The organism is Spirosoma terrae (assembly GCF_010435915.1).
GTDB classification, from domain to species: domain Bacteria; phylum Bacteroidota; class Bacteroidia; order Cytophagales; family Spirosomataceae; genus Spirosoma; species Spirosoma terrae.
In genome coordinates, this window is the sequence record NZ_JAAFZH010000010.1 from 146,426 (window position 1) to 163,538 (window position 17,113).

Here is a 17,113-nt window from a genome sequence, read left to right on the forward strand (position 1 = left end):
ATTAGTTAGGCAACCTACGCCAGATGTTCTCTCATCTAGGCAGTAAGTTGGCATACAGAGCTGGCAATAAAGATAATGCGTTAGCGGTGGTATGTCGGGCTACATCATCGATGCTGATCTGCTTCAGATCGGCAATACGTTGTGCAATTAAACGCAGGTAGGCGGGTTCGTTACGTTTGCCCCGGTAGGGAACCGGAGCCAGATAAGGTGCATCAGTTTCGAGCACTATATGATCCAGACCAACATGCGGCAATACCTTATCCAGACCGCCATTCTTAAATGTACTTACCCCACCGATCCCCAGCTTGAAACCCATCTCAATGGCACGATTCGCTTCGTCCAGGGTCCCGACAAAACAGTGAAAAATACCGGTCAGATTGGGCAGGGCTAGGTTTTCGATCAGATCGGCAGCTTCGGCAAAGGCATTACGTTCGTGCCCCGACCGTGTGTGCATCGACACGGGCAGCTTTTGTTCGGAAGCCCAGCGCAATTGCGTTTCGAACGCGACGAATTGTTGCTCAACGTACGTCATGTCCCAATAAAAGTCCAGTCCAATTTCGCCAACGCCCATAAAAGCGTTTTCATTCAGAAGGCTTTCAACCGATCGTAACTCATCCTCGACCGTATCGTTGACGTAAGCGGGATGCAAACCCATCATGGGCAAACATCGGTCTGGGTATTGATTAGCCAGAGCCATCATACTATCTACGGTTTCACGAGCGCAGTTTGGCATCCAAATTTGGCTGATCTGCTCTTTTTCGGCCCGAGCCAGCATGTCCTCACGCCCATCCGGATGGGACTCGTCGACGTATTGCGGATCGTAAATATGAGCGTGGGTGTCAATTAAAACCATTGTAATCCTAATATCCGTTGATGCTAGTTAGCGTTATTTACCAAGCTAACCTACCCTTATTGATACGTTCTTCCTTTCCAATTAATTCGTGTCGGCAGAAAATAATACAGAACGGACAATGGGCCAATAAATAGCAAATAGGGCTCAAAAAGCAATCCATAGGGCCACAACCGGGCTTGGTTCAGACGGCTAATACCAAACGAAATAATCAGCGTTTGAAAAAAAATCTTCGTAGCGTATAAACCAATAGCCAGCCATGGAAAAAAGAAACTCAGCAACAACAGGAAGGGTGCTGCCAGATATTGACCATAAAGCGCTGTTACCATCCAGGCCGGCAGTTGCATGGCCCCGTGCATCCAGCGCTTTCGTTGCTGCAAAAACGCGTGCATTGTCTCAACAGGCTTCGTTTGGGCCAGCACTTCCTTATCCAGCAGGTTTCGGAAGGAATACTTTTTCTTAACGATAGCCTGAAATAAACCGTAGTCTTCTACCACCGAAAAAGGGATCGACTCATAGCCACCAACGGCATCATACGCTTTTCGGCTCACCGCCATGTTGTTTCCCATTGCCGTAACGGGCTGACCAAACAGGCTCAGTAAATGGGTCAGTGTCAGATTATACAGCCAATCGATGGCTTGCAGTTTGTGAAATAACGTCGGGCCATCGGGTAACGTAATGCCGGTCACGACCCCGGTGTTCTCCCTCAAATAATGACTCATAGCCGCAAGCCAGTTGGTTGATACCGTGGTGTCGGCATCGGTAAAGAAAAAAAACTGACCGCGCGCCTGCTTAGCCAGTTGGGCTAGTACGTTTGTCTTCCCACGTAGTGCTCCGCTGCCTGGTAGAATCTCAATAAGTCGAAACCACGGCTTATCAGCGCTAAACTCATTCACCAATGCAGCCGTACGATCTGTCGACTGGTCATTGCCGATTAGCACTTCGACACGATTAATCGGATAATCCAGCCGCTCAATCGCTTCCAGACAGTTTATGATCGATTCTTCTTCGTTTCGGGCGGCAACAAGAATGCTGATCAAGGGCGTCCGGTCAGTATCCAGCATAAACGGGTTGCGGTACGGCCCGAAACGAATAACCCCGTTCGGCGAAATAGGCCAGCATTCGCGGCAGAACGTAGCGCATAGTCGGCCACGCTTTCAGGCTGTCATGAAAGACAACGATGGAGCCCGAATGCGTATAATGAATTGTTTTACGCAGACACACATCAGCGGGTAGTTTCCGGTCGAAATCACCCGTCAATACGTCCCACATGACGATGGAATAATTTTCGATAACCTGAGCCGCCTGTGTTTTTTTGATACGTCCGTAGGGAGGTCGAAACAGCGACGTTTCTACGCCGAGCTGCTCCTGGCATTTTTGGATATTTTCCAGATAGACGTTATCGTCCGTTTTCCAGCCGTTAAGGTGATTAAACGTATGATTACCGACCATATGCCCTGCCTCAAGCACTTTATACAATACGTCCCGGTGCTTCCGCACGTTATCGCCAATGCAGAAAAATGTTGCCTGAGCCGCGTATTTATCCAATTGTTCGAGAACAAATTCGGTTACATCCGGGATGGGTCCGTCGTCAAACGTCAGATAAATTGTGGGATCAGCTTCCTCATCAATCTTCCACCAAAACTCTGGATAGACCGTCCGAAGCAGGAAATTTGATTTATGTAGAAAGAAAGACAAAGCCTTTTTTAGTTTATGGTTTACTAATCAATCGATTTAGTTTACGTTTTTTGCTTACAGCACTTTTTATAAAACAGACGACGCATAGAACCATCAGCAATAAACCAGGAACGACAAAACCACAATTTACTTAAGTCAGCTTCCTTCCTTTCCACTGATACCCCTTTCCCTGGGCAGCCAATCCGAAGAACACAACGTAGAACGGATAAACCAATTGCGTCAGTGGGATAAAGACGACAGACTTATTTTTTTGTAAAAAAACAAGAACCTGACGTAAAAACAAAAACTCCGGTATCACCTTCAGCACAACAACGAAAATTGCCGTGCTTCCGTCTAAAAAATTGAGCAACCATCCGACTACGGCAACCACTGGGGCCGCATTACTCAAAAAAATAAAAACGGCCAGTATCATCGGCACCCAACTCTGGTATGTACGCCATTTGCTGGCCCACCGTTTCCGCTGATAGTAAAAAGATTGTAGCGAGGAATGCGGCTGGGTCTGAACGATAGCTTCAGCACATTTCAAAAACTGCACACCGTCCGGATAGCGATCCGCAATCTTATGAAGCAGGAACTCATCGTCGCCCGAGGCAATATGATCGACACCTGTAAAACCGCCTACTTCCGTAAAGACCTTTTTTTCATAACAAAGGTTGGCTCCATTACACATCGTTGGCGAACCCAGTGCCATCGTACAGGCTCCTGAGCCAATCAGGCTGGAAAATTCAACGGTTTGCAGGTAGTCAAAAACGGTACGTTCTGCCGTAAACGTAACGGGGCCAGAAATTAGTTTGGCGCCAGTTTTCTGATAAAAGCCCGCAATAGACGCCAACCATTGGCTCCCCACCCGACAATCGCCATCGGTCGTAACAATCAGATCACCGCTGGCTACTGTAATGCTCTGCGTAATGGCTCGTTTCTTGGGCGATTGGGATCGCTCATCGGCTAAGGGCAATACCCGGAGAAACGTAACGGTGCTAGCATACGCCTGCACAATACGTAACGTATCATCAGTCGATGAATCGTCAGCAACGATGACGTCAAAATTTGTGTATGTCTGTGCTTTGAGATCGTCCAGCAACGGAAGAATGTTTTCGGCTTCGTTCCGGACGGGTATAATTACCGTGATACGGGGTCCCGCAGCCAAATTCGATGCAGATTTTAATGAAGGAATTCTGAGCCACGTCACCCAGAGAACAATCGTAAAAAACGCGTATAAAAGGCTAACCGCCAGGAGCATTATAGTCATTCAGCGGTCCATTTCAGTTTCCATACCCAAATTAATCCGACCAGCACTGGCATTAATACGTTGGTGAGCCATAGGGTCAGGGTAGCCATCAACAGCACAGGAGCCGGAATCGCAAAGGGCGCAAAAACCCAAAGAGATGCAGCCTCCCGTACGCCCAGATCACTCAGTAAATTAAACGCAGGCGTCATCGTTTTCACTAAAAAAACAAGCCCGATCCCCGAAGCAGCAATGTCTAATGGCAGATCAATTCCCAATAATCGAAGAGCCAGGTAAAATTGCGTTGAAAAAATAACGTAACGTAAGGTTGCGGCCATGAGCGCCCAGCCTATTTCCTGATTAGTGTATTGCCCAGCTATAGTCCAGTACGTAGCGAACGTTCGGTTCCGCACCTTTCGTTCTAACCAGCCAATCAATGGTCGACGTATCATGCCAAATACAATCCCCAAAGCAGACAGAATCAGTAATACGGCCAGTAACAAACGTCCCGCGCTTGTATTTCGATCCGGTAAACTAGCCAGATGATGCATCCAGGCGAACGCCCCGAACACCAGAGCGACGTAGAACTGCATCCCGCCTGACACCAGCGATGCGCCCACTGCGCTTGCCCGGTTAGTACGTAGCGACAGTACTCGGCCTGCCGTATCGCCAAGCTGGGCGGGCAACGCAAACCCCAGCGACACACCCGCTAACACGCCTTGATAGGCACTCCAGAACGTAACACGATCCAGCCGTTGGAGCAGGATTTGCCATTTCAGTGCTTCGAACCCCCAGTTCACTGGGGTCAACAAAAGTAAAGCAATAGCCCACTTGCCGGGCTGACGTACCGTCCGAACCTGTTGCTGCACGACGCCCCAATTGAAGTTCTGATTTCGTATGACGTGAGCGATATACGCTACTAATACGACCAAAACCACAATTTTACCCCAAACGATGATTTTTTTAGACAGTTTCAGCGACAAAACGTATAAGAACACGTTACTTTTGTAAAGAGCCCAAAGCCAAACCCATGATTGCTACTCCCCCATCCGCCAATAACCGTTCCGAAAGCTCAACACCCGAAAAAATCATTTTGGGTGTCGACCCAGGTACGCAGGTTGCCGGTTACGGTATTATTTCAGTGAAAGCGGGAGCCATGAGCATGATGCAGTATGGCGTTGTTCAACTGAGCAAATATACAACCTACCAGTTGAAGCTCCAGAAACTTCACGAAACCATCCTCCGCCTGATCGACGAATACCATCCCGATGAAATGGCTATCGAAGATCCGTTCTTCGGTAAAAATGTCCAGGCCATGCTGAAACTGGGCCGCGCTCAGGGCGTGGTCATGGCCGCAGCCTTATCGCGCAATATTCCGATTGTTGAATATGCACCGCGACGGATCAAACAGTCGGTGACGGGCAACGGAAATGCGTCGAAAGATCAGGTATCTCAAATGGTTAGCACCCTGCTTGGCGAAAAACTGGAACCTAAGTTTTTCGATGCTACGGATGCGCTGGCCATTGCCGTGTGCCATCATTTTCATGAAAATGCGCTACCAACCGTTTCAAGTAAAAAAACTAAAAAAGGCGCCTGGGGCGCTTTTGTCAGCGAAAACTCGAACCGGATTATGTAGCCAGCCGGCAGCGTCGATACTTTCTTGCTTACTGGTATGCCTACGTTTCAGCAAACAATTCATCTCCCTGCCTATTCCCGTGGGTTTCATCTGATTACTCGTACGATCGAGCGGGAGTTCAGGGACTTATCCGCCATTAAGGTAGGCTTGCTGCATGTCTTTATTCAGCATACATCGGCCAGCCTTACCATCAATGAAAACGCCGATCCGACCGTTCGGGGCGACTTTGAGCGCTTTTTCAATAAAGCAGTCCCCGAAAATGAGCCTTATTATCAACATGACTACGAAGGCTCCGACGATATGCCCGCTCATCTGAAAGCCGCCATGCTCGGCCATTCCGTCACGATTCCGATCACCAACGGACGTCTAAACCTGGGTACGTGGCAAGGGATCTACCTGGGTGAACACCGCAACGACGGTGGCCGCCGAACGCTGGTTCTGACGGCCTGGGGGAAGGGTATTAGTTTATGGTTTGTGGTTTATAGTGGCTGACGCGCCAGCAAGTGTCTCGCGTCAGCCACCATAAACTATAAACCACAAACCATAAACTGATTTACTTCAGCATTTGCCAGACTTCGGCTACGCTGGTTACTGGCAGTTGGCAGGCGCGGTTGTAACATACATAGACGGCTGTTTTTCCGTCGATTGGGCCGCGTTGTTGCAATAGAGGCAGATCGCTTTTCTCGGTTGTACCCGACAGCACTTTATTGGGGTAAAATTCAGCATCTAATTCAATACGTAACGAGTCGGCTTCGGGACCAACAATTGCTATTTCGGCCGTTGGACGAACGCGAAGAGCAAACTGTGCCGCCCAGTTGGTCAGATAATCAGCATTTTGCTGAACCAACGGCTGCACACGACCCAGCATTCGATCGGCCCGCTCGGCATAGGCCGATCGTTCCAGTAACAGACTCAGTACGTATAAATTTTCGGCCATCATGGAATTCGAGGCTGGGATAACGTTATCGAACAGCTCTTTCCGCCGGGCAATCAACTCTTCGCCATTCTTATCCGTAAAAAACAGCAAATCATCCGCCGATGGATCGGGATCGGCAAAATTAGTCAGTACGTATTGCGTCAACTGATCGGCTTCGGTAAGCCAACTTTCCGTAAACGTAGCCTGATAAAGTGCCAGCAATCCATCGATCACGGCGGCATAGTCGTCCAGAAAACCGGCCTGACGCGCACGCCCCGCCTTATAGGTATGCCACAGTCGCCCGTTCCGGCTATCTCGCATTTTCTTCATCAGAAAATAAGCCAAACGTAGCGCCAGAGTCAGGAACTCAGGCTCGTTAAAGACACGGTAAGCCGTGGCCAGGCCTTTCAGCATCAGCCCGTTCCACGAACACAGGATTTTATCATCCAGGCCAGGCCTGATCCGTTCGTTCCGGACACGTAGCAAGCGGGTATGCGTAGCATCCAGTCGTACGTTTAAATCGCTGATCGACCAGCTCATCCGCTCCGCAAACGACTCGTCGGATTCAGTGCGGTGAAGTATATTTCTGCCGTGTTCCCAGTTTCCCTCTTCGCTTATTGAGTAGAGATCGGCAAACCACTTGTAATCGTCACCCAGAATTTCTTTCAGCTCGGTGGTTGTAAACGTATAAAACTTTCCCTCTACCCCCTCACTATCGGCATCTAGGGCTGAATAAAAACCACCTTCGGGACTTAGCAGTTCGCGCTGAGCAAAGGCAATGGTTTGGTAAACCACGTGTCGATACAACGGACTTTTGGTCAGGCTATAGGCTTCGGAATAGAGCGTCAAGAGCTGTCCGTTGTCATAGAGCATCTTCTCAAAATGGGGGGCAAACCAGTCGGCGTCGGTAGAGTAGCGGGCAAACCCTCCGCCCAACTGATCATAAATACCGCCCAGCGCCATCCGATCCAGCGTCAACTCTACCTGACGTAGTGCGGCTTCGTTTCCTTCGCCAGAAGCCAGGGTAGCATCGTAATAACGTAGCAGAAAACGCCAGATACTGGGGATTGGGAATTTGGGAGCCCGGTTCATACCGCCTTTTTCGTCATCCGCCTTAACAATGACCTTCCGATACAGTACGTCCAGACTTTCCGGCGAAAACAGCGGGTCGTTTTGCGCCAAACCATAGCGATCGGCATCGGTCAGGTTCAGCTCCCGCGCAAACCCTTCAGCCGACTGCTCCAGATCGCCACGGTGCTCCTGATACGCATCACTGATACTCGCCAGCAGATTCACCCAATTACGGGGCGGCAGATACGTAACGCCGTAGAACGGTTTGGCGTCAGGCATCAGAAACACATTCAGCGGCCAGCCTCCCTGCACACCCATCGCCTGAACAGCATCCATATAAATCGCATCGACATCCGGACGTTCTTCGCGATCCACTTTGATGCAGACGAATTTCTCATTCATTACGTGCGCAATCTCCTCTTTCTCGAACGATTCCCGTTCCATCACATGACACCAGTGACAGGCCGAGTAACCAATGCTAACCAGAATTGGTTTGTCTTCTTCGATAGCTTTGTTCAGCGCTTCTTCGCCCCACGGATACCAGTCAACCGGATTGTGTGCATGCTGGAGTAAGTAAGGACTCGTTTCGTATATAAGTTGATTAGGCATATGGTCTGTACTCTTTTCCGGCGTATTCAGGAACACCAGCCACGTAGTAACTGTGGTATTGATGACAAAAAAATGAAGCTATTCTACCAACAGACAGCTTATTCTATATCGCTGAACGGGCGAAAAATGTTCAGAAGGGGGCAAAATTACCACAAATACCACGCGAACTTCCCAAAACCTTGTTCAGGATCATTTTACGGGAATCGGTTTCTCGAAATCAGCTTTCATCTCAGCGGGTAATTGGAAAACGCGTCCGTCTTTATCACAGAAATACAGAAATGAAGCGGATGGCTTTCGTGCATTTCCGTCCGCCCAGAACGCATAAAAACCTGGATGTGCCGCCACTGGCCGACGAGGATAGGCCTGATTCCGATGAGGATTTTGGGTCACAGCTTTGACGACTTTCCACTGTTTACCCTGGTCTGTACTCTCCAGCATCTGTAAATCACCACCAGTCCCGTAAGGTTGCGGTCCCGAAGAGATAGGCCCAATAATCCGCCAGCGATTGCCTTCAACATATAATGAGCCCATATCATAGTTATGGTCCGACTGAGCAACAGACTCAATTGCCCAAGTTGTACCCGTCCAATACGCTGTATGCCACTCATGCGGACCGTTGGCAGAGCCAGGGTCCGGTCCTTTGCTAGTGATATACAGAATGATAGGACGCCCGGATGCATCGTAATTCACGTCGCTGACGTATACATTCAGCCCAAGGTTTTTGTAATCCTTCACCAGCGCTGCATTGGTTACGTCGGCCAGTGGAAGCGATACAGGTTTTCCATTAGCGGTATGCCAGCTACGTCCAAAATCGCTCGTTTCGACGTAGTAGAGGTTGGTGCGATAATCAAGCCCTGCTCCTACTTTCGTATTCGGGTGATAATTGAAAGCACTGCCAATTTTAGTACGCCATTGCCCGCTGGTCTGATAATGGCCTTCTTCAATCGTCCCAATATCCTTCCAGTCCGACCACGTAACGCCATCGGGACTGGTAATAAACGAAATAGTTCGACGCGGCTTGTTTGCACCATACACCAATACGCCCCGGTCATAATGGGTCATTAGGTTTAAGAAACCATGTTCGGGCTGATAATACGTCTGTACATACGAAAAGTTGTCGAATGGCACCCGATTGCCCTGCTTGTCCAGCCGCGTAGCGTCGATTTTGTCGAACGAACGGATGTCGTATGGCTTACGGCTCCGATGGATGAACGAAGGTCGTTCGGTGCCGTGCGACGTAGAAAACACCCAGACATAGCCTTTACTATCTAGTTGTATAACCGGATTATCATGGGCGTCGTCGGTTGCTTTATTCAGCAACAGCGTCGGTCGCGACACCTTCCCAGTATTATGATCGAAGACGCCAACCATATGACACAACTCACGCGATGTAGAGTCCGTTACGCCACCAAAGCAAAAAAAAGTCTGATTAACGGCCGGCGCGTACACCGAAAAAGGGTAATGATTGGCCGGATACGTCCCAAGCCCACCACTGTACTTGTAGGCAAATTCATTTTTTGTTGGCCCAATAAAATACCAGATACCCCTGTAACCGTTTGCTTTCTGATTGAGCGTCTCGGCTTTATCCTGAGCCTGCACCGAATGAAGGATTAAAAAGTATAGGCAGGCTACCAGGCTACGTAAGATTATCATGCAATAGTGAATGGTAAAATGAGTCTGTATGCAGTCGGCCTGGTTTCTATTGGTCGACCACCTGATAAAAACTGCTCGGCTAACGATTTCTACCTATGTAGCTTTATGAAACGAACCTATATGCTTACGATATATGAGCTTTGCAAAAGGGCGTTACCGTTCGTTGGTTGAAGCCTTGTGAAAAGCTTTTGTACGTATTGCGGGTTTGAAGCATACATATAGAAATTGATCCGTAACCGAGTATTTCGAGGATTAGCTGAATTTTCCATTCTATCTCGTCATGACCAATCGACAAGCGCTTATCCGCTTCTATCTTACTCTGGTACCATTCTTAGCCGCTGCAATAGCCCTTGGCCTTGGGCACAGCAAACCCCAACATTATCTACCAATCTGGCTAGTCCATACAGTTATGATGGCCAGTGCCGTCTGGCATTTGGGAAAGAATTGCTTCAAAAATCCCAACCCTGAGCAAAAGCAAATCGGTACCATTGCGCTATTGGTAATTATTCCCTGGATCGGTTTTACCAGTTTTGCCGGAATGGGGCCTCCACCTACCTCCATACCTGAATGGGTGGCTACCGCTACCGAACAACGGCTCCGTTATGCACTGCTGATAGCAGGGGGCATACTGATCACGATTGGATTTACCCTGTTAGCCAACAAACTCCGCCAGCACGGTGAAAGGCACTATTGGTTATTGGGTTTGCTAGGAATAACCATCGCTCTGCCTTTATTTATTGCCAATATGGCTTATTGGGGGAGCTTTTTAGTCGAATCGTTTACCAACTTTTCGGCAGCTTCAATTGCCAAAAGACCAGATTGGTACTTGGCCATGCGTGCCCTCTTTACCTGGATTAGTGGAATAGAAGTAGCACTCTTTTATTTGTCTACGGCAGCTTTTGTCCTTGCGTTGCAGTCGGTTGGTTGGTTCAAACCCAGAGCTTGTCTTCTCTATAAACTGTTCAGTTTAGTTGGCGCTCTGCTGAGCATACTTCCATCAATTTCTTTCGAACCAATCGAGATTGCTACTTATTTGGTATCCATACCGGCTTTCCCATTCATCTTACCCTATCTAATGGCGCTTAATTTGTTGAACTTGTCCAACCGCTTTCCCGATACGTATCAATGAGCAACGTTTGTCTTACGTGGTAGCTTTTATGAGAATATAAATTCTATACGCAGGCAAAGAAGTACCCATACCGTTGATAATAAACAACTTAGCCAGTCAAAAATTCAGCTCTTTTTAATGGAATGAATCGCGGAACATTACCGGAGATGAATCAGTCTTGGTCTTAAACAATTTGCTAAACGATTGCGGATGCTCGAAACCTAGTCTAAAAGCAATCTCACTAATCGATAAGGTAGTTGTTGACAGCAGCTCTTTAGCCTTATCGATGAGTTTATCATGAATATGGTGCTGGGTGTTTCGCCCGGTCAGCGTTTTTAGCAAACTGCTTAGGTAAGTAGGCGACAAATTGAGTTGTTGGGCCATATAACCCACCGTTGGCAAACCCGTTTTCATCAGTTCATCACCACTAAAATAAGCCTCCAGCAAAGCCTCGAACCGGTCCAGAAATTCGTGATTGACGATCTTACGGGTAATAAACTGCCGCTGGTAAAACCGGTCAGAATAGTTGAGCAGTACTTCGAGTTGAGCACTGATGATGCTCTGACTGAACTTGTCAATAGGCGTTTGATATTCACGCTGAATCTGCTGGATGAGGTCAACGACCATTAACTCCTCCGTGGCTGACAAAAACAGGGCTTCCCGAATGGAGTAGTCGAAAAACTCGTACCCTCGAATTCGTTTAGCCAGGGAGGACCCCCATAGAAAATCGGGGTGAATCATTAACAACCAACCCGTATGGTCGTGTACTTCATCATCCGAAACCGAAAGCACTTGGCCGGGAGCCAGAAAAACCATCACCCCTTCCTGGAAATCATAGGGCTGCTGGCCATAGTTCAGTTGACCGTTGAAATTGCGTTTCAGCGCAATTGAGTAAAAATTATTGATAAGGCTCTGGGGCTTCTCTCCTTTCCCTCGTTTACTATCTTCGAACCGAACTACACTAATGAGTGGATGAGTCGGCGGGGGAAGATTAACCAGTTGATGATAGGCAGCTATAGTTTCTACCCGGTAGATCAGCTTGGCAGGCATTAGTTGATGGGTTTACGGCCTTAATTTTCGTCAAAGTAAAGATAAGGCGTTTGGCTTACAGGCCATATAACAATCTCAACCCATCAAGGAGTGTCGTCGGCTTTCGGCCCAGCAATCTTTCCAGATCAGGGCTTACCAGGTCTTCCTGCCCGTTAGCAATGTCAGTGATAAATCCAGTGATCCGCCCAGCTAGTATAGCGGGCAAACCCCGCTTGATTAGTTGGGCATCAAACGTGGCTGGCTCAGCGGGTGAGTAGACAACCGACTGGCCGGATAGCTTGGTTAAGGCAGCAGCTATGTCATAAAACGAGTACGACTCACTACCTGTTAACCAATACGTTGTGTTGCCTTCATGGCTCGCCACAAGAGCATTCGCGATGGCTTCACCCATTTCGCTTCGTAGCGCCAGAGCAACGCGGCCCTGCCCAGCCGGCAGATCGATGCCACGCTCAAAAACAGCATTCCCGCCCACAAACTGGGGAATAGCATCCATATAGAGAATGTTTCGAAATAGGGTATAAGTCAATCCACTTGCTACGATGTACTCCTCGGTTTGAAAATGTCCTTTCATTAATTGGTTAACCAACGTAGCAGGGTCTTTCATTGCCCGGCTTGTGTAAGCGATTCGTTGAACAGCTGCTTTCTTGGCGGCATCCACAACATGCTGATGTTGGCTCACTCGATTTTCTTCATCCGTTCCTGCGACCAACAAGACGGTGTTAATACCCTGCATGGCATAGTTAAGGGCATTGATATCATTATAATCCCCCTTACGTATCGTTATACCCTGTTTGCTTAAATTAGCGGCTTTTGTTTCGTCTCGCACAAAGGCAGCAATCTGACTAGAGGGTACTTTTTGCAGTAGCTGGTGAATAACGGCGGCCCCTAGCTGGCCGGTAGCTCCGGTTACTAAAATCATGGTAGTACTCTGTTTTGGTTGGCATAAAGGTCAGCTTATGTCATGATAGATACGTATCCAGATTTGTGAATCTTGTAGTCGAATTAACTATTTGCTACCTGTTCCATCAACGCCCGACTGAGTTGACAAAACAGTTTTTCTCTCACAGGAAGGCGACGACTGACGGTGAATATTCCCCTTTCCGCAACACCATACAACTATTCATCACTATAGGAATGTTACTACCACTACCATGGATTAAGCCCAATCAGCACTAATCCTGAAATGAACCCGTATATTTACGAACCAGGTATATTTGTTAACAGAATCTACAACAGACACCGACCACACACCAATCATGTAGTAGATCAACTGAGCTGAATGAAAAAAGAAGAAGTAACCCCTGAACTCCGAGTCGACAAGGCAAAGTTTATTGCGCTGAGTGAATTGATTATCGATAAAATAAAAACAGGTGAATTACAGCCCGGCGACCAGATTCCGTCTGAAAATGAGCTAATCAAGACGTTTAACATCAGCAACACCACCGCCCGGAAAACCTTACTCGAAATTGAATCGAAAGGCTGGGCGCGTCGGATCAAAGGCAAAGGAACCTACGTACTGAACCGCACTGAAGACCATCACCTGCTACGTACGCTCGGCTCTATTTATGCCACCCGACGCGGTTTCCACGACAGCCTGATTGCCGAAGGATTTACGCCCAAAAATATCGTGCTCGAAAAAACGGTTCTTCCGGATGGCGTTTCGTCCGAAATAAACGGTCGGCATTTTATCATTGCCGGACCCGTTATGAAACTCCATCAGCTTCGCTACGCCGACGAGCTGCTGATTAAAGATGAAGTCAAGTACATTTCCCTGACGCTTTGCCCCAAAATTAATCGGGTACCAACGGAGATTTCGTACTTCAAAGTGTATGAGGACAACTACCGTCTGAAAATCATGGAAGTCCAGCAAACACTGGGGGTTAAAATCCTGGAGCCCAACACCACTAACTTCGACCTGAGCAAACCCACACCGGTGTTTGTCCTCGATAGTGCGGTGATTTGCGAAGGTGACCAGATTGTAGAAATTGAGCAGTCATATTACCACGGCGACAAATACAAATTTGCCGTCATCGCCAATCCAGAGCATGCACCCCGACAAGTCAATCCGTTTCCTGACATAAACTGATTACCCTTTGTTCATAAATGCTTTATTTTCCAGCTATTGATTTAACAGTTTGACAATAATGGGCGATATAGTTTTGCGTGAAAAAACCCAACACGGTATTCATGCGAATAAATCTATACGTCTTAGGCGCATCAATTGGCTTATTCACAAGCCTTTTTAGCTGTAGCGACCACCTGCTTCCGGCTTTCGATTATCCTGAATTTGCGGAAGCCAGCAATCCCGCTATCCTGAGTGATGTCAACGGTGTAAAGGTCTACAATGGTGGGTTTGGATCGGCGATGGTGAATGACCCAACCGACCCCAAGGTATTCTATTTGCTAACCGATCGGGGGCCCAATATCGACGGTACTACGTCGAACTCGAAAGTTTTTTCAAATCCCGATTTCACCCCTCAGGTTGGTAAGTTCCGACTAGTGAACAATCAGTTGGTGCTCGAAAAAACGATTTTCTTAAAAAACGAAAATGGCGTTAAGCTAACGGGGCTACCTAACCCGGTTGGCGTTGGTTCTACCGGCGAAACAGCATATGACGTTCAAGGGAATACGTTACCGACCAGCGTTGACGGGCTTGATTCGGAAGGAATGGCCATTGCTCCCGACGGTACGTTCTGGGTTAGCGATGAATACGGCCCGCATTTGGTTCATTTTGATGCCAACGGCAATACATTAGAACGGATCAATCCGTTTGGCAGCGGTAAAGGTGGCCGGACAATACCGGCTGTTTTCGCCAAACGACGCGCGAACCGGGGTATGGAAGGATTAACGATTACGCCCGACGGCAAAACGTTGGTCGGAATCATGCAGTTTCCTCTCTATAATCCATCCTCGACTGCTATATCGGGTTCACTGGTCACACGTATCCTGACCTACAACATTGCCAGTGGAGCAAGTAAAGAATACGTTTACCTGATAGAACGGGCAAATTTGCAGGCAATCAGCGAGATCGTGGCTATTGATAACACCAGGTTCCTCGTTCTCGAACGCGACGGCGACTATGCAACCAACGCCACGAAATCGGTGGTTTTCAAGAAAATCTACAAAATTGACATCTCGGCAGCTACCGACATTTCCGATCCGGCCAATGGAGCTAACGGAAAACTGTTTGGCGGCAAAACGGTGGAAGAACTTAAAACCGCAGCCAACCTGAGCGCCAACGGCATTACGCCGGTAACTAAAACGCTGGTGGCTGATCTGATGACGGACGTTACGTCGCTCTACCCACACGACAAAGCCGAAGGGTTGTCGATCATTAACTCAACACTCATCGCGGTTTCGAATGACGATGATTTCGGCGTAAACGGCGATAATGGAAAATACATTGCTAAAATTCTTCCTTCGAGCAACACGATTGACAAGAATCGGATTTACTTCGTGAAGCTCAAGCAGCCTCTCTGGTAAGATCGTCTGACCAGCAATACGTCTACCATATCATACACACAACAGCCCTGATAAGCTTATCAGGGCTGTTGTATTTTACCGATCACTTCAGCCATTTAACTAGCTCATTGACGATAACCTCATGCCCGATTTTATTGGGATGGTTCACGTGCGACATGTAGTTTTTCAGCTCACCCCGTTTGGCAATAGCCTTAAACTGTACATAGGGATCAGCCAGTCCTGTATGGTATTTTTCGGCCAGTTGGTGAATCATCTGTACGTACGGTTCGAGCGGATTTTTCGCATCCAGAATGTCCAGTCGCTGATCAGGCGAAGGTGTTACCAGAATCGTTTTAATTCCTTTGGCCTGCGCCGATTGAATCATTTTCTCCCAGGCTTCGCGTACTTTGTTAATGTCCGAGAAACGGTCATTCAGGGCGTAGTCGATAAACAATACGTCGGGTTTATGAACCAGTACGTCCGACTCAAAACGCGTTTGTCCTTTTATCGAATTTTCGCCACCGATGGCCGTAACGATGGCGTTGACAACCGCATATGGATAGTGTGTTTTCACCTTGTCCAGCGTCAGAATCGGGTACGATTCCATCGTGTGCACTTCGTGGTCGTGCCAGTAACCAGCCGGAACGGAATGCCCATGAAAAACCAGATTGATCGTCCGGTTTTTAGGCCATACTACGTTCAACTCTTTCTTAACATCAGCCAGATACGTAGCAGAATCGGCGATTTGTGCCATACTGGCAATGGAAAGGCCAAGCACACCGATAACAGTAATAAAATAACTCTTCATGTGTATAAAGCATGTTTGCAAAATAACAGTTGACTAACTGTTATTTTGCAGTTATATTTGTTTTAATCGTTTCTGACTATGACTACAGTAAGCACCCGAAATACGTCGGCCAACAAGTCTCGTCGTCCTCTAAGTGCACCGGACTCGGCTGCATATCGGCCAAATAGGGCATCAGGTTTGAGCATCATTGAAAAGGCTCGTCAGGGTGTTTCGACCCTACAAGTCGATCAGGTAGCGCAGCTCCTGGCAGTTTCTCTCAAAGAAATGGCAACGCTGCTTCAGATTGCCGAACGTACGCTGCACCGGTTTCGTAGCGAAGGGCATCTGGACGCACAGGCTTCCGAAAGACTGCTCCTACTGGAAAACCTGGCGGCTCACGGCCTGCTCGTGTTTGACGATCGTGCTGATGCACTGGCTAACTGGTTACGTTACCCGTTACGGGAATTAAAGAATCAAACTCCTCTTCAGCTATTAACCACTATTTCTGGCTTTGCACTGGTCGATGATGTATTGACGCGCATTGAATATGGTGTTTATTCATAAGTATTTTATTTAATGCTGGTTTATCGATTATACAAAAGCAGCTATATCCATGAGCCATTGTCGGCCGAAGGTGCCCGCCGTGCGGGTGGCCGCTGGAACCCAAAAGGATTTCCAATTCTCTATACATCTGCCACACCTGAACTGGCCCTGCTGGAAGTTATTGCTCATCTGAATCCTACCTTTATTCCTGATTTTAATTTACTGGTTCTGGAAATTCCGGATGTGCATAAACTTGTTTCGTTAGATGAACTACCTGAAAACTGGCAGGACGAGTCCCCCGGAGGATCACTGCAAACCTACCTAAACGATTGGCTAGAGCACCCAGACTTTGTAACGGTATCGGTGCCATCGGCCATTGTCAGCCGGTCGCGCAACTACCTGCTTCATACCTTACACCCTGATTTTCAGAAATCAGCAAAAATCATTGAGAACGAGCCATTCCGGATTGATTTTCGAGTTGTAAAAGGCCAATAAGCGGGACGTA

The 17,113-nt window shown here is 48.0% G+C and carries 17 protein-coding genes; 7 read left to right on the plus strand and 10 right to left on the minus strand.

Features of this window, described 5'->3' with window-relative positions; translation table 11 throughout:
- Positions 1 to 31 precede the first annotated feature (31 nt).
- The 5 genes from GK108_RS20445 to GK108_RS20465 all read right to left on the minus strand — a co-directional run bounded on the left by GK108_RS20445 (position 32) and on the right by GK108_RS20465 (position 4,756).
- On the minus strand, positions 32 to 853 hold the full coding sequence (locus tag GK108_RS20445; RefSeq protein ID WP_163952547.1) for a TatD family hydrolase: 822 nt from the start codon (positions 851 to 853) through the stop codon (positions 32 to 34).
- Between the two features lie 56 nt (positions 854 to 909).
- The gene (locus GK108_RS20450; RefSeq protein ID WP_163952549.1) at positions 910 to 1,914 is read right to left on the minus strand and encodes a glycosyltransferase; all 1,005 of its coding nucleotides are present in this window, start codon (positions 1,912 to 1,914) and stop codon (positions 910 to 912) included.
- The gene (locus tag GK108_RS20455; protein ID WP_163952551.1) at positions 1,901 to 2,548 is read right to left on the minus strand and encodes a polysaccharide deacetylase family protein; all 648 of its coding nucleotides are present in this window, start codon (positions 2,546 to 2,548) and stop codon (positions 1,901 to 1,903) included. Before GK108_RS20455 ends, GK108_RS20450 begins: the two co-directional genes overlap by 14 nt.
- Positions 2,549 to 2,678: 130 nt before the next feature.
- Positions 2,679 to 3,797, minus strand: a complete 1,119-nt coding sequence (locus tag GK108_RS20460; RefSeq protein WP_163952553.1) for a glycosyltransferase — start codon at positions 3,795 to 3,797, stop codon at positions 2,679 to 2,681.
- Complete coding sequence (locus tag GK108_RS20465; protein WP_163952731.1) at positions 3,794 to 4,756, minus strand: lysylphosphatidylglycerol synthase domain-containing protein; 963 nt, start codon at positions 4,754 to 4,756, stop codon at positions 3,794 to 3,796. Before GK108_RS20465 ends, GK108_RS20460 begins: the two co-directional genes overlap by 4 nt.
- A gap of 47 nt (positions 4,757 to 4,803) precedes the next feature.
- Between GK108_RS20465 and ruvC the strand changes: the two genes are divergently transcribed.
- Together ruvC and GK108_RS20475 are read left to right on the plus strand one after the other, a co-directional pair.
- Positions 4,804 to 5,409: a crossover junction endodeoxyribonuclease RuvC gene (gene ruvC / locus GK108_RS20470; protein WP_163952555.1), complete on the plus strand. Its 606-nt coding sequence runs from the start codon at positions 4,804 to 4,806 to the stop codon at positions 5,407 to 5,409.
- A 36-nt stretch (positions 5,410 to 5,445) separates the two neighbouring features.
- Positions 5,446 to 5,901, plus strand: a complete 456-nt coding sequence (locus tag GK108_RS20475) for a secondary thiamine-phosphate synthase enzyme YjbQ (RefSeq protein ID WP_163952557.1) — start codon at positions 5,446 to 5,448, stop codon at positions 5,899 to 5,901.
- A 61-nt stretch (positions 5,902 to 5,962) separates the two neighbouring features.
- On the opposite strand, the gene GK108_RS20480 is transcribed toward GK108_RS20475, so the two are convergent.
- Both GK108_RS20480 and GK108_RS20485 read right to left on the minus strand, forming a co-directional pair.
- Positions 5,963 to 8,005, minus strand: coding sequence for a thioredoxin domain-containing protein (locus GK108_RS20480; protein ID WP_163952559.1), 2,043 nt, complete (start codon positions 8,003 to 8,005; stop codon positions 5,963 to 5,965).
- 189 nt (positions 8,006 to 8,194) lie between these two features.
- Complete coding sequence (locus GK108_RS20485) at positions 8,195 to 9,658, minus strand: BNR-4 repeat-containing protein (RefSeq protein WP_163952561.1); 1,464 nt, start codon at positions 9,656 to 9,658, stop codon at positions 8,195 to 8,197.
- 280 nt (positions 9,659 to 9,938) lie between these two features.
- Between GK108_RS20485 and GK108_RS20490 the strand changes: the two genes are divergently transcribed.
- Entirely contained in the window at positions 9,939 to 10,787 is an 849-nt protein-coding gene (locus tag GK108_RS20490; RefSeq protein ID WP_163952564.1) for a hypothetical protein, read from the plus strand.
- A 114-nt stretch (positions 10,788 to 10,901) separates the two neighbouring features.
- Here the strand turns inward: GK108_RS20490 and GK108_RS20495 are convergent, their stop codons facing one another.
- Entirely contained in the window at positions 10,902 to 11,816 is a 915-nt protein-coding gene (locus GK108_RS20495; RefSeq protein ID WP_163952566.1) for a helix-turn-helix domain-containing protein, read from the minus strand.
- A gap of 55 nt (positions 11,817 to 11,871) precedes the next feature.
- Positions 11,872 to 12,735: an SDR family oxidoreductase gene (locus GK108_RS20500; protein ID WP_163952568.1), complete on the minus strand. Its 864-nt coding sequence runs from the start codon at positions 12,733 to 12,735 to the stop codon at positions 11,872 to 11,874.
- 360 nt (positions 12,736 to 13,095) lie between these two features.
- Between GK108_RS20500 and GK108_RS20505 the strand changes: the two genes are divergently transcribed.
- Together GK108_RS20505 and GK108_RS20510 are read left to right on the plus strand one after the other, a co-directional pair.
- A complete protein-coding gene (locus tag GK108_RS20505) occupies positions 13,096 to 13,902 on the plus strand; it encodes a GntR family transcriptional regulator (RefSeq protein WP_163952571.1) in 807 nt (268 codons plus the stop codon).
- A gap of 101 nt (positions 13,903 to 14,003) precedes the next feature.
- Positions 14,004 to 15,299, plus strand: a complete 1,296-nt coding sequence (locus tag GK108_RS20510) for an esterase-like activity of phytase family protein (protein ID WP_163952573.1) — start codon at positions 14,004 to 14,006, stop codon at positions 15,297 to 15,299.
- An 82-nt stretch (positions 15,300 to 15,381) separates the two neighbouring features.
- On the opposite strand, the gene GK108_RS20515 is transcribed toward GK108_RS20510, so the two are convergent.
- Complete coding sequence (locus GK108_RS20515; protein WP_163952575.1) at positions 15,382 to 16,086, minus strand: SGNH/GDSL hydrolase family protein; 705 nt, start codon at positions 16,084 to 16,086, stop codon at positions 15,382 to 15,384.
- A gap of 78 nt (positions 16,087 to 16,164) precedes the next feature.
- Between GK108_RS20515 and parS the strand changes: the two genes are divergently transcribed.
- The gene (parS, locus tag GK108_RS20520; RefSeq protein WP_163952578.1) at positions 16,165 to 16,629 is read left to right on the plus strand and encodes a type II RES/Xre toxin-antitoxin system antitoxin; all 465 of its coding nucleotides are present in this window, start codon (positions 16,165 to 16,167) and stop codon (positions 16,627 to 16,629) included.
- A gap of 12 nt (positions 16,630 to 16,641) precedes the next feature.
- Positions 16,642 to 17,103: an RES family NAD+ phosphorylase gene (locus tag GK108_RS20525; RefSeq protein ID WP_163952580.1), complete on the plus strand. Its 462-nt coding sequence runs from the start codon at positions 16,642 to 16,644 to the stop codon at positions 17,101 to 17,103.
- The last annotated feature ends 10 nt before the right edge of the window (positions 17,104 to 17,113 follow it).

Coding starts and splice junctions, on each gene's coding strand:
- GK108_RS20445 (WP_163952547.1), bottom strand. CDS start 853: ATGGTTTTAATTGACACCCACGCTCATATTTACGATCCGCAATACGTC.
- GK108_RS20450 (WP_163952549.1), bottom strand. CDS start 1,914: ATGCTGGATACTGACCGGACGCCCTTGATCAGCATTCTTGTTGCCGCC.
- GK108_RS20475 (WP_163952557.1), top strand. CDS start 5,446: ATGCCTACGTTTCAGCAAACAATTCATCTCCCTGCCTATTCCCGTGGG.
- GK108_RS20510 (WP_163952573.1), top strand. CDS start 14,004: ATGCGAATAAATCTATACGTCTTAGGCGCATCAATTGGCTTATTCACA.
- GK108_RS20525 (WP_163952580.1), top strand. CDS start 16,642: ATGCTGGTTTATCGATTATACAAAAGCAGCTATATCCATGAGCCATTG.
- GK108_RS20485 (WP_163952561.1), bottom strand. CDS start 9,658: ATGATAATCTTACGTAGCCTGGTAGCCTGCCTATACTTTTTAATCCTT.
- GK108_RS20480 (WP_163952559.1), bottom strand. CDS start 8,005: ATGCCTAATCAACTTATATACGAAACGAGTCCTTACTTACTCCAGCAT.
- GK108_RS20495 (WP_163952566.1), bottom strand. CDS start 11,816: ATGCCTGCCAAGCTGATCTACCGGGTAGAAACTATAGCTGCCTATCAT.
- GK108_RS20490 (WP_163952564.1), top strand. CDS start 9,939: ATGACCAATCGACAAGCGCTTATCCGCTTCTATCTTACTCTGGTACCA.
- GK108_RS20515 (WP_163952575.1), bottom strand. CDS start 16,086: ATGAAGAGTTATTTTATTACTGTTATCGGTGTGCTTGGCCTTTCCATT.
- ruvC (WP_163952555.1), top strand. CDS start 4,804: ATGATTGCTACTCCCCCATCCGCCAATAACCGTTCCGAAAGCTCAACA.
- parS (WP_163952578.1), top strand. CDS start 16,165: ATGACTACAGTAAGCACCCGAAATACGTCGGCCAACAAGTCTCGTCGT.
- GK108_RS20500 (WP_163952568.1), bottom strand. CDS start 12,735: ATGATTTTAGTAACCGGAGCTACCGGCCAGCTAGGGGCCGCCGTTATT.
- GK108_RS20460 (WP_163952553.1), bottom strand. CDS start 3,797: ATGACTATAATGCTCCTGGCGGTTAGCCTTTTATACGCGTTTTTTACG.
- GK108_RS20505 (WP_163952571.1), top strand. CDS start 13,096: ATGAAAAAAGAAGAAGTAACCCCTGAACTCCGAGTCGACAAGGCAAAG.